The sequence below is a fragment of the Parvularcula bermudensis HTCC2503 genome (assembly GCF_000152825.2).
Taxonomy (GTDB): Bacteria; Pseudomonadota; Alphaproteobacteria; order Caulobacterales; family Parvularculaceae; genus Parvularcula; species Parvularcula bermudensis.
Window position 1 is genome coordinate 1,055,027 of record NC_014414.1, and the last position, 15,625, is coordinate 1,070,651.

A 15,625-nucleotide genomic window follows, 5' to 3' on the forward strand; every position below is an offset into this window, starting at 1 on the left:
GTAGAGGATGTCGCCATGCTGATTGCGGAATTGCTTGCTCGCCTGCCCGAAGACGAAATCACCTTCCTGCGGCAGAACCTCGACAAATTGGTGCGTTTCGGATGCGACCTCTTCAATTCAGAGATCGGTCTCTGCGTTCTGGAGCTCCGCCAACGGGTGTGGATTGTCGCGCAGAATGGCCTCCTGCCGCAGGAGGGGGGCGCTGAATTTCTGCCCCTTAACGACCAAGTGCGACGCTTTCTCACCGATGAGGGAGGGGCCTACGAACGCAAAGGGATCCCCGAGAATTGTGACCTAAGGGACACCCAGAATCGATCGGCGACTCGCTTGCTCATTGCCCCTCTAAAGCAGGGGGGGGAGGTCGTTGGTCATCTGATCTTCGCCACGACTCGCGAGGACGCGCCCTCCTACGCTGATGTTGTCGACTGGGCGGAACTGATGGCGATAGGGGTTTCAAGTCGCCTTGATCTTTCCCGAACCCGGGATGTTCTGCACCAGCAGGATGTCTTTATTCGTCGGATCCTCGACCTTGTCCCTACACAACTCTCTCGGCGGACGGAGGAAGGGACTATTCTGTGGGCCAATCGGGCTAGTGCCAAAGCCTTTGGCCACGATAGGGGCGAAGACCTTGAGGGGCGGTCATTGGAGGAGTTGGTCCCAGAGCTCGCCCCCCTTTATCGGGATGACGACTGTTCCGCTATCGCACTGGGTGAGCCAAGCCTCAACCGAATCGAGCCGTACAGGGCGGCAAACGGCCATGCAGGCTGGATGAAGACGGATCGCGTTCCCCTGCCGGAGCCTGAAGAAAATAAATCCGTTCTCGTTGTATCCACCGACATTACCGAACTCAAGAATCGCGAAGAACAACTCAAAACACTGAATAATAGCCTTACATCCTTTGCGTCTCTCGCCTCTCATGATTTGAGGGCGCCCTTGCGCCAAGCGGGGATGTTTCTCGATATCCTAAAGGATGATTTGAGGGCCAAGTCGTTCGATATCGAAGGCGATACGCTCGAAGCCCTTTCCGGTCTTGAGGCCGGGCTGACGCGGATGCGACTGATGGTCTCAGCACTGTTCAAGCTGGCCCGACTGGATACGGTTGATTTTCATCCGCGTGCGGTGGATTTAAATATTGTGGTGGCAAATACTATCGCCCAAATGAAGTGCACTGTCGATCAAGATGCGGTAAATATCGATGTGGGTCAGTTGCCGATAATTCAGGGGGAGGAGACATTATTGATATCCCTTTTCCAAAACTTGATCGACAATGCGTGTCGGTATGCGAATCAATCGGGGACTAATATTAGGATATATTATCGACGCGATATTCGCCAATTGCAGCATATCATTGTGGTTGAGGACGATGGTCCGGGTATTCCAGAACACGCAATGGAAAGCGTTTTCGAGCCATTGCGGCGACTAACCCCAAGGGCGAATGGCGCGGAGGAGGGCATGGGAATTGGCCTCGCGCTGTGTCGCCGTATTGTTAATGTCCATAAAGGTAGGATATCCTTGGATCCAGAATACTCTTCGGGTGCGCGCTTCTTGATCGCTCTACCCATGCAAGCGGGCTGATCACCGGGTGGTCTCTCTCCCGAAGGTGGTTGGGCACATTTGGGAAATAGGTCGTATGGTTACTATTCTCGTCGTGGACGATGATCCAATCGACCAGCGGTTTATTGCCCGCGCTCTTGATCAGCTCGATGATACTGTCAGGCTCGAGATTGCCTCCTCCGGCGATGAAGCGCTCCATGCGCTCGACCGACCCGAACCGCCTGATCTCATCGTTCTTGATTTGATGATGCCCGGCATCGACGGCCGACGGTTGTTGTTGCAACTCGAAGGGCATGACGATTGGAGTGAGATACCCGTAGTTGTGCTCAGTACCGCAAACGATCCGGAGGAGGAGCGGTTCTGTCTTGCCCATCGGGCTCGCGCCTATCTGGTCAAACCCGATTCACGGCGCGGCTATGCGCAAATTGCCTCACGCTTGCGGCAGGAATGGCGGCGCGACGATCGCCGCGGATCGACCTCTAATCCTGCCGCGTGAAGCGGGCCGCATAAAATCCATCCATGCCCCCCGCATCCGCGATCAGATCCGGGCGTGTCCGCAGGTGACCGTCCTTCGCCGCATTGAGCGGGCCAAGGCGCTCCTTTTCGTCATCGCTGAGCGGTTCTGCCGTGAACTGGCTGTGACGGGAGAGAAAGGCGCGGCTACGGTCCTCACCTTCCTCCGCCAGGAGCGAGCAGGTGATAAACATCAGTCGTCCGCCGGGCCGGACAAGTCGTGCCGCATGGTGGAGCATCTGGTCCTGAAGGGCTGACAGCTCCGCCACATCCTCTTCTTTCTTCGACCACAAGAGATCGGGATGTCGCCGAACGGTGCCGGTGGCGGTGCAGGGGGCGTCGAGAACGACAAGATCTGCGGGCTCGTCAGGGGAAAAGCCCAGGACGTCGCCGACGAATGTATCCGCACGAAGACCCAGACGGGCGAGATTGTCTTCAAGCCGACGCAGTCGCTTGGCTGAAATATCGACAGCGGTCACATGCGCCCCGGCGGCGGCAAGTTGCGCGGTCTTGCCCCCGGGGGCCGCGCACAGGTCATATACACGCTGGCCCGTCAAATCGCCCAGCAAGCTGATAGGCAGCGCAGCCGCGAGGTCCTGGATCCACCAGTCCCCCTCGGTGTATCCGGGCAAGTCCTCAATCCGTCCCCCGGCAGTACGGCGCAAACTGACAGGACCTAGCGGGTGGGCCTCAAGCGCGGTGGCGAGGCGTTCTCGCTCCTTTGGATCTTTGGGCGTGAGATCGAGCGCCGGCTCCTGAACAAAGGCGGCCGCCAGGCGGCGGGCGGTCTTGGCCCCATAATGGCGTTCAAGTCGGCGCCACAGCCATCCCGGCACATCAGTCCGCGGAGGATAATCCTCGATGAGGGAGGGTCCCTTCTCGACCATACGGCGGCAAAGGGCGTTCAGTAATTTCGCAAAGCCCGCACTGTCCCGCCGTTCCTTGGCGAGGTCGACCGTGGTTGCGGTCGCGGCGTGGGGGGGAACGCCCAGCAAAAGGATTTGCGCCGCGGCGAGCCGTAAAAGGGTGATGACTGTGCCTTGAGTGGATTTGAGAGGCCGATCCAGAAAGGTGCCATAGGCCTCGTCGAGGGTATTCTGTCGGCGCAAGACCGCCATGATCAGCGTGCGCGCAAAGCCCCGGTCAGCCCCTTCAAGATCCTCGAAGGCTTCGCTCTCCGCCATGGCCATGTCGAGGGCCTGGCCCCGGCGGATGGCAAGAAGGATGTCGAGGGCCGCCCGCCGCGCGGGCAGGCCGGGCTCGTCAGACGGCGCCGGCGTCAGTGTCGATGAGCGGGTGAAACGATGAGGGGGCACGGGAAAACTCCGGGGCATGGGGGATTGAGAGGGGTGGCTTTGGGACCTACACACTTCATCAACAATAGGTTACTGTTCAAAGGGTGGCTGAGAGGCCAAGGTGGCATGGGTCAAATGGGGGATCGACGAATGGTAAAGACGAAATTTTCGGCATTGGCGCTGGCGGCCTTGATGCCGATGACGGCGGCGGCACAGAGCAATGCCTTGACGGCGCCTGACTCACTTGTGTCAAACCCAACATCGATCGTGCCCAGCCTTCACGCCGAAGCACTTCTTCCCATTCTCGATGAGCTCGGTCTCGATTATCAGGGCGCAACATTGCCCGATGGCCGTCGGATCATTCTTGCCGCCGCGCCGAATGGGCTCAAATTCCAACTGACCCCCACGGCGTGTGAGAACAATAATAAGCGCTGTCGCGGCCTGCATCTTCTTTCCTTGTTCGAGACCAACGCGCCCTCCCGCACGGTGGCGGCGTTCAATTATCGCTATGCTTTCGTCTCCACCGGGGTGGACGATAGCGGCGTCGCCTATGTCAGTCGCTATGACATCGCCGATTACGGGACGCCAAAGGGCAATATCGCTGTGTCGATCGCCAATTATCTGCATATGGCGTCGACCTTCGATCGCCATCTGTTCGAGGCGACCCAGACCGTTCAAAAAGAGGCGTTGGACACCGATCTGGCCGCTAATGGGCTGAATATGCAAGGCATTCTGGCCGATGGCGATCTTGCGGCACAGATCGGTCTTTCGCCGTCTTCCCACCAGGTTAGCTTTGAGGCGATGACCGATGTGGTCGATACGTTCATCAAGGCCGACGGGTTGGCCCCAGGCCGTATCGTGAATGCCGTTACCGGCAAGCGATAAGCGATGGGGGCATTGGCCCCAACGCTGTTGGCATTCTATTTCCCGCATTGACGTCTGGGGCAGCGGGCCTTGCTTGGCTGACCCCTTTCGCCTTCCCCGGGCGTTCGTCGCTGGTGGGGGGCTCTTGCGGTCAGGCAGTCGCGAGAGCTGCGCGGGGCTGACGTCTCTACTCTTCAGCGGCCCCTATCGAGCGCCACAATGGCCGAAAAGATATGGGGGCATCCCCCTGATGCTTGAGCTCTGTTGACCGGGATGTCGCAGTTTCCCTTGCTCCTATTCCGTCCATCATGTAGCTACCATGCCTCAAGCACCCGTAGCTCAGCTGGATAGAGCGCTGCCCTCCGAAGGACGCAACCTTTATCTTTTTGAGCTAAAAATATGAAAGAATTACAAGGAGTTACTTAAGGTCATACATTTTGATCCGCTTTCGATTCAGCACCATGTCAGCACGGTTTCCCGCAAGGTCTTGCAAGCTGTGTGATTAGAAACTGGCCGCAAATCGGATTTGGCCTTAAACGAGAGTCAAAGGTCCCATAGCTCAGCTGGATAGAGCGCTACCCTCCGAAGGTAGAGGTCACAGGTTCGAATCCTGTTGGGACCGCCATCTCGTTTGATTCTTCAATATCGTTTGTAGCCCCGTCCGCGCTCATCGCGCGGCGCACTTCGCCCGGCGGATTTTGCCGCCAAAGAGCACCTTGGCGGTCCGGCCGGATCGCCGACCTTGCGTCCGGCGCTCTGACCGGAGCCGCAGGAACCGTCTTGCGCCGACCGACCCGGCGAGGCTCAGTTCAGGGACGTCCCCAGTCTTATCCGACTGGTCGCTGGGACTCGCCGGCGGGGCCGACGCTGCGCTTCCCCCTGGCTGTTGCCAGTAGGGTCGCAGCTTTGATCTCAGGCTTTCACCAGCGACAGACTCTTTGCGCGGCGGTTCAAAGACCCAAGCATCACAATAAGCGGAAACACGTCGTGGAGACGCCCCTCCACAAAGGCGGTGCCGCAATCGTCGCAGTTCATCAGAGCATCAAACTCAATGTCAGGATCATGAGGCGGCCTATGCTTCACTCGCGAACGTTCCGCGTCTCTCAGGTCTCTGACGTGTGAACTCATACACATCTCATTCGGACAGCACATGATCTGGCTCCTTTCCCCGGCTTGTCGTCGGCTCAACTGAAGCGCGAGCAAGTTTCGGGCCACTCCCCCGATAGGATCAGTGGTCACATCCAGCCACCTCAGCCTCTCTCCGCCTCAATATCTCTTCCCATCAGTCAGGTGGGCGGACGGTGCGTCTACCAGAGCGCGGTCGCCGCGCAAGGGGGCGGGGCCTTATCATCTCTGATCGTCTTTAGGCGTCATACCTACAGCTTCCCCTTGCGCAGCGCCCTGATGCGCTCCGGCTGAGCACCTCCTCGCCGCCCACCCGACTGTCGGGAAAAGAACGCGGGCGGGGAAGGAGACTGACATGACTGACCAACTCGCAACCACTGCAACTGTTGCAGCCAGCGCTGCACCCGCGCGACCTGATAGACCCCGCATCTACGTGGCCTGCCTTGCGGCCTACAATTCCGGCTGCCTGCATGGCCGATGGATCGACGCGACCACCCCAGACGAGATTTGGGAACAGGTGCGCGCCATGCTGGCGGCATCGCCCGAACCGGACGCCGAGGAATGGGCGATCCATGATTATGAAGGCTTTGAGGGAGCGAACCTGTCCGAATACGCCTCATTCGAGACCGTGTGTGAGCTTGCCGATTTCATCGAGGAGCATGGCGAGCTTGGCGCGAAACTCATGAGCCATTTCGGCGACGACCTCGCCGAGGCGCGCGCCGCCTTCGAGGACTATGCGGGCGAATATCGCAGCGCCGCAGACTTTGCCGAAAGCCTGCACGAAGACACCGGCACGGAAATACCGGAATCGCTTCGCTACTACATCGACTGGCAGGCCCTTGCCCGCGACATGGCGCTGAACGGCGAGATCATGGTGTTCCAGACGGGCTTTGATGAAGTTCACATCTTCTGGTCACGGTAAGGGAGGGCTTGGATATGACCCCCGAAACCACCCGCTATCGTTTCACCGTGGAAGAATTGCAGCAGGCCGACGACTGGTCGGAAGGCTTCTGCCTTGCCTGCCGCGCACCGCGCGAGTGCTGCGAACCCGATGCCAGCGCCTATCCATGCGATGAATGCGGAGCGCATGCCGTCTACGGCCCGCACTGGATTGCGATTGCCGGACTCTTCAAGGAGGGCGCGGCATGACGTTCACGGAACGCTTCGACACGTTCGTTTGTGAGGGCGACAGCATCACCTGCGAGGCCCAAGGCTTCGAGATCATCGCACGGATTGTGCGCGACGATAGCGGAGATGCGCCCGATCAGCGCCAGGACGGATTCTGGCCTTCGCTCTACAAGGACGCGCCGGGGTTTATCGGCCCGGGGCCTTATCATGGCCAGCGCTTCGCCAAGGCGCAGGCCAAGGCCGAAGCCGTCATGGCCGCATGGCGCAAGGATGAATGGTTCTATTGCGGGATCGTTCTGTCCGTCGCGCTTGAGGGCGTCACGCTCGACGCCCATGCCGCGAGCCTTTGGGGCATCGAGGCGAACTATCCCGATAGCGACAACGCCTATCTGACCGAGGTCGCGCAGGAACTTCTGCCCGAAGCCTTGGACGCAGGGTTCGCCGCCGCCCGCCGCCTTTGCGCAGCCTTTGACCCCAGCGGGGCGCGCGCCTGACGGCGCGCCCCCAATCCACAAGCCAATCAATCAAAAAGGAGCCAGATCATGGCCCAGCCCATTCTCAAAACCATCCCCCTGTCCGAGCTTCGGATTTCAAAACTCAACATGCGCCACAGCCGGAAGAAGCCGGACGTGTCCGATATATTGCCGTCGATTCGCGAAAGCGGCATCCGGCAGACGCTTCTGGTCCGAAAGGAAGGCGATCACTATGGTGTCGTCGCCGGACGGCGGCGCTATTTTGCTTTGAAAGAGATCGAGAAGGAGTCGGGCGAGACGCCCGATGTCCCATGCGCGATCATGACCGAGGAAGACGCGGCCAGCGCCATTGCTGCGTCGGTCATCGAGAATGTCGGACGCCTGCCAGCGTCGGAAATGGAGCAGTACACGGCCTTCAAACGCCTGCACGATGAACGGCGCAGCGTGGACGAGATCGCCGCCTTCTTTGGGGTGACTGAATTGCTCGTTCGCCGCGTTCTGGCGCTCGCCTCGCTTAGTGAACCCATCCGCAAACTCTACGCCGAGGACGAGATCGACCGCGAGACGATCCGCGCCCTGACGCTCGCGACGGACGACCAGCAGGCCGAATGGCTGCGGCTCTATGAAAGCGAGGAGGAACGCGCACCACGTGGCCGGAACTGCAAGGCATGGATCACCGGCGGGGCGATCATCACCACCGACAAGGCGCTGTTCGACATCGCCGACTATGACGGCCAGATTACAGCCGACCTGTTCGGCGAGCATGGCGTGTTCGCCGCCCCCGACGCCTTCTGGAAGGCGCAGTCCGCCGCAGTGGCGCAGCGCGTAGAAGCCTATATCGCCGATGGCTGGAAGGACGTGGTCTGCCTTGAACGCGGGGCATTCTTCCATCGCTGGGATCATCAGACGCGCACGAAGAAACAGGGCGGTAAGGTCTATGTCGAGCTACGCCATGACGGCACCGTGGCCTTCCATGAGGGTTACATTTCACAGGCCGAGGCGCGGCGGCAGGAGAAGGCGAAAGCCGGAAAGGACGATGTCCCTGCCGCGCCCGTCAAACCGGAAATGTCTGGCCCGCTTGCTGAATACATTCTCCTGCACCGCCATGGCGCGGCGCAGGCCAGCCTTGCTGCGCAGCCTGCCATCGCGCTGCGCTTAACGGTGGCCCATGCCATGACTGGCAGCGCCTTGTGGCAGGTTCGCGCCCATGAGTGCCGAACCCGCAAGGAGGACACACGCACCAGTCTTGAGGCCTCAAAAGCCGTGGCGGAACTGGAAGAAAGGCGCACCCGCATTGCCTCCCTGTACAAGGCGCTGGGCGTGAACGGCGAGGCGCGGCGCAATTCTGACGCCTACCGGCTTTGCGAAATCTTCGCCGCGCTTCTCGCCATGTCTGACGCGGAAGTCATGGAGGTGCTGGCCTTCACCATGGCGGAAATGCTCGAGGCAGGCGGGCCGGTTGTTGAGGCCGTGCTGCATGTCTGCGAAACGGATTTGCCTGCGTACTGGAAGCCTGACTCCGCCTTCTTCGACCTCCTGCGAGACAAGCGGGCGATCAATGCCATGGTCGCCGACATCGGATCGAAATCGCTGGCCGAAAGCTGCGCCAGCGACACCGCCAAGGTGCAGAAACAGATCATCGGCAACCGGATCATGGGCCATGGCTGCGAGCCCCATCCCGACTGGCGTCCTGCATGGATGCAGACCCCGCCAGCCCGCCTTGTCGAGGGCGCGGGCTCACCGCCCGCCGATGCATGGGCGCGGATTGCAGGGCTGTTCGAGGGGCGTGAGGACACTGGCGCGCCCATTGCCGAAACTTTCAATCAACCAGATGCCGCCTGACCTTTCAGTCTCCTGTTCAGGCGGATGACGGAGCCGCCCGGTGATAGTCGCCGGGCGGTTTTCCGCATGCGAATTGATGCAGCCTCGGCGCAGGGAAAGGGTTCATTGATTGAACCGCGCCAAAAAAAATCGCCCCGTCTTTGGGTCTCGCTTGGCTTTCCGAAATGTCGGCCAGCGTCGGTTCATCCGTTTCCACCTGATGCGCTCCGAACCCCTTGTTCCCGTCTCATGCCGTGTGACCTGGACGACGCCTGTCGGGCCTTGAAACCGGCCATTCAAGAAAACTTCCCCGCCGCTTTGCGGCTCCTCGCGGAGCAAGTTTTCTTGCCAGTCCGGTGCTGCACTGCGTTTCGCCCGCGAGCGGTTCAGGCCCGCCCCGCGCCGTCCTTTCGGTCCGGCGTCGACGGGGACAAGGGGTCCCTCAGGCGACATGGAAACGAAAGGAACCACACCATGGCCAACGCACTCGGATATGTCAGCGAAACCAAAACCGGCTTCGAAGGCGCTCTCGCAATGATGAACCTGACAGCCGCGATCCGCATCGAGAAGAACGCGGAGAAAGCCGCCGACGGACAGCCCGACTACCGCATCTTCGCCGGCGAAACCTCGACCGAAATCGGCGGCGGATGGCTTCGCAAAGCCAAAGCATCAGGGCGCGAATATGTCTCGATCACCCTCGCAGACCCGCAGATCGGCCCGCGCAAAATCTACGCGAACCTCGCCCCCGTGAAAGGCAAGAAAGGCCGCCACGTCATCCTCTGGAACCCGCGGGACTAGGGGGCGCATCCATCGCAATCGAGCCGCTCGGGAGACCCTCTCCTGAGCGGTTTTTGCGTTGGCTTTCGTGCCATTCGCGTCGCTCGCGCGACGCGTGCTGGCACGCATTTTGCTCTTGTGGATTGAAAAGGTTGGGGATTTTCAGCGTTTGAATGCAGACGACTACGCCTATCTCAAGAACGTAACGCTGGGCAGCTGGGCCTGGGAATTCGCCCGCCGCTGGCCCCAATATGCAGACGCGCATGCCGACCATCGAGATGGTGCCCTGACGCGGACCAAACAGTCCTGCGGCATGGAAATCCTGGAGCTGTCGAGGCCCGAGCCGGATGCGGCGCGGTTCGGTCTCTCCTTCTTCGTTAGCCCGCGTCGCACCTGTCTCGATGCGCCGATCTTCTGGACGGAAGAGGCCAATCACCGTGTCACCACGGTGGATGTTCGTGCGGTTGAGCGAAGCCTTACGGACCGGTGTCTTGAAGGTCTGTTCAATCTCTCGCGGCTGACCTGTCGCAGGTCCCTGTTCATCGATCATGATGGCGCGCAGCACCTTCGGATCGTCTATTGCAAACGCTCGATCCAACTGCGCTGCGAGGGCGACAGCCTGCTTCTGGGCGATGTTGATTTACGCTTCATGCTGCGGTTTTTCGGGCCGGTTGATGCAAAGATCGAGACACTACGCAGACTGAAAATGGTCTATGACGGCTTCCTTCCCGAGCAGCCTGCGGGCCCGCAATGGACCAGCACCGCGCTTGGCTTGCGCGATGCGCTGATCGCCCTCGATGTTCATCTTGAAGGCGGCTCACACCGCGATGCTGCGATCGTCATCTATGGCGAAACAGACGGAATTGAGCGATACAAATCGCCGGACGAGAGCGTGAGAAACCGAATGCGCAGACTGCGCAAGAAAGGCCTCGCCCTGATGCAAGGCGGCTATCTTGATCTGATGAATCCGACACGATCGGGAGGGGGATCGCTCATCCCTGCAGGCTAAACGATCCCCCTGAATTCTAGCGATTTGTGCTGACCTTGCCCCGGTCCCGAAACGACCGGAAAGGACAGATCACAATGACAAACACGCATGAAAATGGCGGACGCAAGAGCCCGTTTCTGAGAGCGCAGGAAGCCGCCGACTATCTCGGGCTGACCCGATCCACCCTTGAACATTATCGCTGGATCGGGGGCGGCCCCAGCTACCGCAAACATGGCGGCCTCGTCTTCTATCACATCGATGATCTCATCGAATGGTCCGAGCGCAGGAAGTTCAAGGACAGCGCGACACGGGTGCGTCCGTGAAGCGAAGAACAGCTCTCATTCTATCAGGTATTGCCATAGGCCTGATCGGCGCAGCGAGCGTGATTTCCGATCAGAACCGACTGATCTGGAACCGGACACAGAGCGCGCCTATCGGCTTCTACTGGCGGAGCGACGGCCCTCTCACCCTGAACGGGTGGGCCGTCGTCTCTGCCAGTTCAGAGGCTGCAAACTGGGCTTCGGCGCACGGGTTTACAGGGGCTGACTGGCCCCTGATCAAGCGTATCAGAGCGCTTCCCGGCGATGAAATCTGCCGCGAAAATGAGAGGATTCTCATCAATCAAAACCTCGTTGCCGAGGCCCTCACACAGGCGTCCAGCGGCCTCGATCTCCCCTGCTGGCAAGGTTGCCATGTCCTTCAGGAAGGCGAGATATTTCTCCTGAATGATCATCCGCAATCCCTCGATGGGCGGTATTTCGGGGTGATGAAGGAAAGCGATCTTGATGGCGTGGCGATCCTCTTATGGAGTTCGCGATGACCGGCGATCTCGCAAGCGCTCGCAAGGGCTGGCAAGGATTTGGAAAGCGGACCCGAAGGGCAAGATTAAAGGGTTGGCGCCCTCGGCCCCTTAACCCCTTGTCTGCACATCACTTTTTTGGCGCCTCTTGCAAGACCGTGTGGCGCCCTCTTTCTAAGAATTCGTATTGGAAACAGGGACGTAGGAGGGCGCCAGCGGCGTCTACCTTATGAGCGGGGAGGATGAGTTCACCCCGCGACTTGGCAGGCCGCGCGATGTCGGCGCTGCGGGCGGCAGGCGATTCAAGTCTCAGCTCACCCGCGCCGCAAAACGCCTCTCTTCCAGCACGGGGAAGACGGTGTTCAGCGGGGCGCAGATCGCCCGTGGCAGCGGTGCGGGACGGGCGAGCCAGTTTCGTCAGTCGCCGTACCCGAAGTTCCGCATGCGACGCGTCGTGGTGAAGGTGCATATCGCGCGCGCCACACGTGGCCTTGGCCCCGCCGCGTTCCGGGCGCATCTTCGATACATCCAGCGGGATGGTGTCGACCGCGACGGCGAAGGCGGTGAACTCTATGGCAGAGACGCCGACCGAATTGACGGCTCGCTCTTTGAGCAGCGCAGCGCTACTGACCGTCACCAGTCCCGCTTCATCGTCTCGCCCGAGGACGCCTCCGAACTTGGGGACATGAAGGAGACGGTGCGGGCCCTTATGGCCCAGGCCGAAAAGGATCTCGGCACAAGGCTCGACTGGGTCGCCGTCGATCACCACAATACTGGCCATCCCCACACCCATATCGTCGTGCGCGGCAAGGATCAGCTGGGACGCGATCTGATCATCGCCCGGGACTATCTGACCAAGGGCATCCGCGAGCGTGCCAGCGCGATTGTGACCGATGAACTGGGGCCCCGACGCGACCTTGAGATTGCCAGGGCCCAAGAGCGCGATGTGACAGCGGGCCGGATGACGCGGCTCGATGCGAAACTCGAACAGCTGGCGCGCGACGGCGACCTGACACGGCCGGGCGGGATGTCAAAACTGAGCCGGTTTGACCGCACGCTGATCCAGAGGCGGCTGGAACACTTGCGAGGGATGGGACTTGCGTCCGCGCGTGGCGATGGAGCGTGGGCGCTTGAAGAGGGCTGGAAGGAGCGACTGCAAACCATTGGCCGCGAAGGCGACCGCATTCGTGAAATCGCCGCCGCCTTCAAGACAGGCGATGGCCTTTCCGGCAGGGTCTATGATCCGACCCATGAGAATGTACCTGCGATCGTCGGTCGGGTCGTGACCGACGGCCCCGAAGAAGAACTCCGCAATCGCCGCTATCTCATCCTCGAAGCCCTCGACGGTGAGCGCTGGCATGTCGGTCTTGGTGAAACCCTGCCGGGCGCGGTGCCGCCGAAAGATGCGGTGGTGGAAATTTCGCCTGCGGCCAGAAGCCCGCGCGCGTCAGATAAAACCATTGCCCGTATAGCCGCTTTGAATGGTGGACTTTACTCAGACAGCCTGCACAAGGCCTTCGACCCCGCTTCACGCGCCGACTATCGCCTGGCTCATATTCGCCGTCTCGAAGCGCTTCGGCGGGCAGGCTTTGTCACCCGTGACAGCGACGGGCGCTTTGCCATCGGTGCGGACTATCTGGCCAAGGCTGCACGGTTCGAAACGGCCCGCACAGGTGGTGTGCGGGTTGAGGTGAAATCCTGGCTATCTGTCGAGGCGCAGATCACGCGGCGCGCACCTGTCTGGATGGACGACGTTGATCGAGAGAGTTTGACGGGCAAAGGGTTTGGCCAGGACACCGCATCAGCGCTGAGTGCAAGGCGCGCCTTCCTGGAGCGAGAAGGCTGGCTCGGAGAGGATGGCCGATTGAAGCCCGGCATGAGGGACCAACTCGCCGCCGAGGAGCTGAAATCTGCCGCCGATAGAATTGAAGGCAAAGGCGCATTCCTGAAACTGGAAGACGGCATGTCGATCAGCGGGGTCTATGAGCGCCCGGTGGACCTCGCCCAGGGCCGGTTCGCGCTTGTGACACGATCAAAGGAGTTTACGCTCGTCCCGTGGCGGCCCGAACTGGAACGCTATCGCGGCGCAGAAATCAGCGTCAAAGCGCGCACAGGCGGCATCGACTGGAGCGTGGGAAGAAGCAAAGGGATTGGGCGGTGATCTCGATCGGAAAATAGTTTAGCTAAAGACAGCTTACCGCGCCGCCTGATCTTCGCGAACATAGGTCACATAGAAGTTCTTCAGCATGCGATGTTCTTGAAGTCGATCTCCCAACGCGAAACCATCCGTTTTGATTGGGGCCTGGAAAATGTCGAGGCCGCGATCCAGAACGATCTTCCAGCCGGTATCTATCAAAATGTCCCTCGCATGTGCTGTGCCGCTCTCGTCAAAGGCCCAACTGAACTCGACACCGGTTCCCGTACAAGCGGTTGAGATTGAATCTAACAGTTCTCTTTGGCGACTGATATTTCCGTCATCAGGACCAGTCACAAGATGGATGGAAACCTGGTCTTCCGGCGGCTTCCTGCGAATGACCATTTCGACGAATTCCATCATGTTTCGGATCTGATAGAAAAAGCGGATATAAGGATCGGTTACGACAATTCGCTGCGCGCCGGAGATGTATGGTCCAAAGAGCTTGTCATAGCTGACGCCTTTTCGGTTCTCCGCATAAACATGGTGACCTTCCTCCAGGGCCACCCCGCCAATCACCGAATGTTGCCCTTCCGAAGGAGGGGCCGTCTGTTCTCCGCTAGTGCGCTGCTTTTCCCCTTGTGCTGTGGAAGGGTCGCCCTCGCCATCATGCTCACTTCGCGATCCCTTGTAATAGAACTGGGGATACTCCTCTTCTTCCACTGTTGTGACCGCATGTTTTTCACCATCTGATCCGACAAAATAGAAATCCACTTCGGGATAGGTGCTGTCGATCCGAGCAAGCTGGTCTTTCACGCGTTTGCGGCTCTCCATTGCGAGCCGGAGCAATTCTTCAACCTCAGCTTCAGTTTGGTCGCCAGCCGGAAAAACCAGCTTCAGAAAGCCGGACATGGTCTTGTAGATAGCATCCCGGTCGCGCGTCGAGACCTTAGGACTGATGCTAAAAAACTCGTCGGGACGATTTGAAAAATCTTCAGACCGAAGATGCCGCAATATCTCAGCTAAGTAGTCGACGATGAAACCATAACCGCTGGTGAACATCTCACTGCGTATCACGTCGACTTCCCAGCCGGGCAGATAGGCATGCAAACGATCAATGAATGCCGAGTCATGGAATTGCGCGGGCAACGCCTCAAAGAGATCGGTATTCTTAAGCATGTAGGGAACATTGTGGTCAGTGTTGCCCACAAAGGCGAAACTGGCTTCAGCGCCCATTGGCGTGATCCCGCGCGAAAAGCTCTTGTTCGCCATATAGTTTTTCATAATGTCGACCAGCGCTTTGTTGGCCGTCTTTTCCCGACCCGCAAATTCGTCGAATGCGACAACGTCCCAATAACCAACCAATCCGATCCGGCCATTGGCATTGTTGACGAAGAGTTTCGGAACAGTAACCTCACCACCAGAGATCAGTTGTCCGTGCGGTGAGAATTCTGAATAAATGTGGGATTTGCCCGTTCCCTTCGGTCCAAGTTCAATAATGTTGTAGTTGCGCTCAACAAAGGGGATCAGGCGCATCAGCTGGAGCAGCTTGCTTCTCCGACCAAACGCCTCCGGATTGAAACCGATACTCTGCATCAGCAAGTCAATCCACTCATCGGTCGTGAATTCGCCGCGCAACGCTCTGTACTGATCGTAGTCTACTTTCGCGATCTGGATTGGCTTGATGGATTCCAATATCCATGGTGAAATACGTGCATCCTCGTTAAACTCGTACTGAACATCAGCAATGCACCAGACGCCCGTCACGAGCAGCTTTGGGTGGGCCTTTACCGTGCCGCTATCGACGGCAACTTTCTTGATCCCCAGATTTTCAAACACAGCTTCGTAATTGTCGGTCTTTTCGTTGAGCGCGACGCTGACCTGATCGATGACCTTGTATCGGCCCTTTTCGCGGATAGTCGACTGGATCAGTCGGGATTCGCTCCGATGCACATAGTGCATCCGGAGAATGTCTTTGACCGTTTCGATGCCGGTGGCGATCGAGGCTTCATCATCCGTGGCGCAATACTGACCGAGCAGATATTCGAGCACATAGGTCGGGACAATGGCGTTGCCCTTGACGGCTTTCACGAGATCCTTACGCACGACGAAGCCCGCGAAATGCTCGTTGATCTTGTTATCCAGTGCCGTCAT

Annotated in this window: 14 protein-coding genes and 1 tRNA gene; 13 read left to right on the forward strand and 2 right to left on the reverse strand. The window is 59.3% G+C overall.

What is annotated here, in order from left to right; all coding sequences use genetic code 11:
- Positions 1-15: 15 nt before the first annotated feature.
- Both PB2503_RS05075 and PB2503_RS05080 read left to right on the forward strand, forming a co-directional pair.
- Complete coding sequence (locus PB2503_RS05075) at positions 16-1,575, forward strand: sensor histidine kinase (protein ID WP_013300159.1); 1,560 nt, start codon at positions 16-18, stop codon at positions 1,573-1,575.
- A gap of 55 nt (positions 1,576-1,630) precedes the next feature.
- On the forward strand, positions 1,631-2,050 hold the full coding sequence (locus tag PB2503_RS05080) for a response regulator (protein ID WP_013300160.1): 420 nt from the start codon (positions 1,631-1,633) through the stop codon (positions 2,048-2,050).
- On the opposite strand, the gene PB2503_RS05085 is transcribed toward PB2503_RS05080, so the two are convergent.
- Positions 2,034-3,383 carry an RsmB/NOP family class I SAM-dependent RNA methyltransferase gene (locus PB2503_RS05085; protein WP_049781988.1) on the reverse strand — a complete coding sequence of 450 codons (1,350 nt, stop codon included), beginning with the start codon at positions 3,381-3,383 and terminating at the stop codon, positions 2,034-2,036. The two genes, PB2503_RS05080 and PB2503_RS05085, sit on opposite strands and share 17 nt — an antisense overlap.
- Before the next feature lie 129 nt (positions 3,384-3,512).
- Here PB2503_RS05085 and PB2503_RS05090 point away from each other — a divergent pair, with 129 nt between their 5' ends.
- The 11 genes from PB2503_RS05090 (at position 3,513) to PB2503_RS05150 (ending at position 13,498) form a co-directional block, all read left to right on the forward strand.
- Positions 3,513-4,247 carry a type III secretion system chaperone family protein gene (locus PB2503_RS05090; protein WP_158305824.1) on the forward strand — a complete coding sequence of 245 codons (735 nt, stop codon included), beginning with the start codon at positions 3,513-3,515 and terminating at the stop codon, positions 4,245-4,247.
- A 527-nt stretch (positions 4,248-4,774) separates the two neighbouring features.
- A tRNA-Arg gene (locus PB2503_RS05095) sits at positions 4,775-4,851 on the forward strand.
- Positions 4,852-5,706: 855 nt separating this feature from the next.
- The gene (locus PB2503_RS05105) at positions 5,707-6,273 is read left to right on the forward strand and encodes an antirestriction protein ArdA (RefSeq protein WP_083810975.1); all 567 of its coding nucleotides are present in this window, start codon (positions 5,707-5,709) and stop codon (positions 6,271-6,273) included.
- Positions 6,274-6,287: 14 nt separating this feature from the next.
- The gene (locus PB2503_RS05110) at positions 6,288-6,500 is read left to right on the forward strand and encodes a hypothetical protein (RefSeq protein ID WP_013300165.1); all 213 of its coding nucleotides are present in this window, start codon (positions 6,288-6,290) and stop codon (positions 6,498-6,500) included.
- A complete protein-coding gene (locus tag PB2503_RS05115; protein WP_013300166.1) occupies positions 6,497-6,973 on the forward strand; it encodes a hypothetical protein in 477 nt (158 codons plus the stop codon). The genes PB2503_RS05110 and PB2503_RS05115 overlap by 4 nt, the downstream gene beginning before the upstream one ends.
- Before the next feature lie 48 nt (positions 6,974-7,021).
- Positions 7,022-8,794, forward strand: a complete 1,773-nt coding sequence (locus tag PB2503_RS05120; RefSeq protein WP_013300167.1) for a ParB/RepB/Spo0J family partition protein — start codon at positions 7,022-7,024, stop codon at positions 8,792-8,794.
- 453 nt (positions 8,795-9,247) lie between these two features.
- Entirely contained in the window at positions 9,248-9,571 is a 324-nt protein-coding gene (locus PB2503_RS05130) for a DUF736 domain-containing protein (protein WP_013300169.1), read from the forward strand.
- Between the two features lie 148 nt (positions 9,572-9,719).
- Positions 9,720-10,559 carry a DUF2285 domain-containing protein gene (locus tag PB2503_RS05135; protein WP_148235198.1) on the forward strand — a complete coding sequence of 280 codons (840 nt, stop codon included), beginning with the start codon at positions 9,720-9,722 and terminating at the stop codon, positions 10,557-10,559.
- 74 nt (positions 10,560-10,633) lie between these two features.
- Positions 10,634-10,861 (forward strand): helix-turn-helix transcriptional regulator, encoded by a 228-nt coding sequence (locus tag PB2503_RS05140; protein WP_013300171.1) that lies wholly within the window; start codon positions 10,634-10,636, stop codon positions 10,859-10,861.
- Positions 10,858-11,358 (forward strand): S26 family signal peptidase, encoded by a 501-nt coding sequence (locus tag PB2503_RS05145; protein WP_013300172.1) that lies wholly within the window; start codon positions 10,858-10,860, stop codon positions 11,356-11,358. The genes PB2503_RS05140 and PB2503_RS05145 overlap by 4 nt, the downstream gene beginning before the upstream one ends.
- A 208-nt stretch (positions 11,359-11,566) precedes the next feature.
- The gene (locus PB2503_RS05150) at positions 11,567-13,498 is read left to right on the forward strand and encodes a DUF3363 domain-containing protein (RefSeq protein WP_013300173.1); all 1,932 of its coding nucleotides are present in this window, start codon (positions 11,567-11,569) and stop codon (positions 13,496-13,498) included.
- A 33-nt stretch (positions 13,499-13,531) separates the two neighbouring features.
- Here PB2503_RS05150 and brxL read toward each other — a convergent pair whose 3' ends face one another.
- On the reverse strand, positions 13,532-15,625 hold the full coding sequence (brxL, locus tag PB2503_RS05155) for a BREX system Lon protease-like protein BrxL (protein WP_013300174.1): 2,094 nt from the start codon (positions 15,623-15,625) through the stop codon (positions 13,532-13,534).

Excerpts from the sequence above, each read along its gene's own strand:
- PB2503_RS05120 (WP_013300167.1), top strand. The coding sequence starts at position 7,022 with ATGGCCCAGCCCATTCTCAAAACCATCCCCCTGTCCGAGCTTCGGATT.
- PB2503_RS05140 (WP_013300171.1), top strand. The coding sequence starts at position 10,634 with ATGACAAACACGCATGAAAATGGCGGACGCAAGAGCCCGTTTCTGAGA.
- PB2503_RS05080 (WP_013300160.1), top strand. The coding sequence starts at position 1,631 with ATGGTTACTATTCTCGTCGTGGACGATGATCCAATCGACCAGCGGTTT.
- PB2503_RS05105 (WP_083810975.1), top strand. The coding sequence starts at position 5,707 with ATGACTGACCAACTCGCAACCACTGCAACTGTTGCAGCCAGCGCTGCA.
- PB2503_RS05075 (WP_013300159.1), top strand. The coding sequence starts at position 16 with ATGCTGATTGCGGAATTGCTTGCTCGCCTGCCCGAAGACGAAATCACC.
- PB2503_RS05150 (WP_013300173.1), top strand. The coding sequence starts at position 11,567 with ATGAGCGGGGAGGATGAGTTCACCCCGCGACTTGGCAGGCCGCGCGAT.
- brxL (WP_013300174.1), bottom strand. The coding sequence starts at position 15,625 with ATGACGGCACTGGATAACAAGATCAACGAGCATTTCGCGGGCTTCGTC.
- PB2503_RS05130 (WP_013300169.1), top strand. The coding sequence starts at position 9,248 with ATGGCCAACGCACTCGGATATGTCAGCGAAACCAAAACCGGCTTCGAA.
- PB2503_RS05115 (WP_013300166.1), top strand. The coding sequence starts at position 6,497 with ATGACGTTCACGGAACGCTTCGACACGTTCGTTTGTGAGGGCGACAGC.
- PB2503_RS05110 (WP_013300165.1), top strand. The coding sequence starts at position 6,288 with ATGACCCCCGAAACCACCCGCTATCGTTTCACCGTGGAAGAATTGCAG.
- PB2503_RS05090 (WP_158305824.1), top strand. The coding sequence starts at position 3,513 with ATGGTAAAGACGAAATTTTCGGCATTGGCGCTGGCGGCCTTGATGCCG.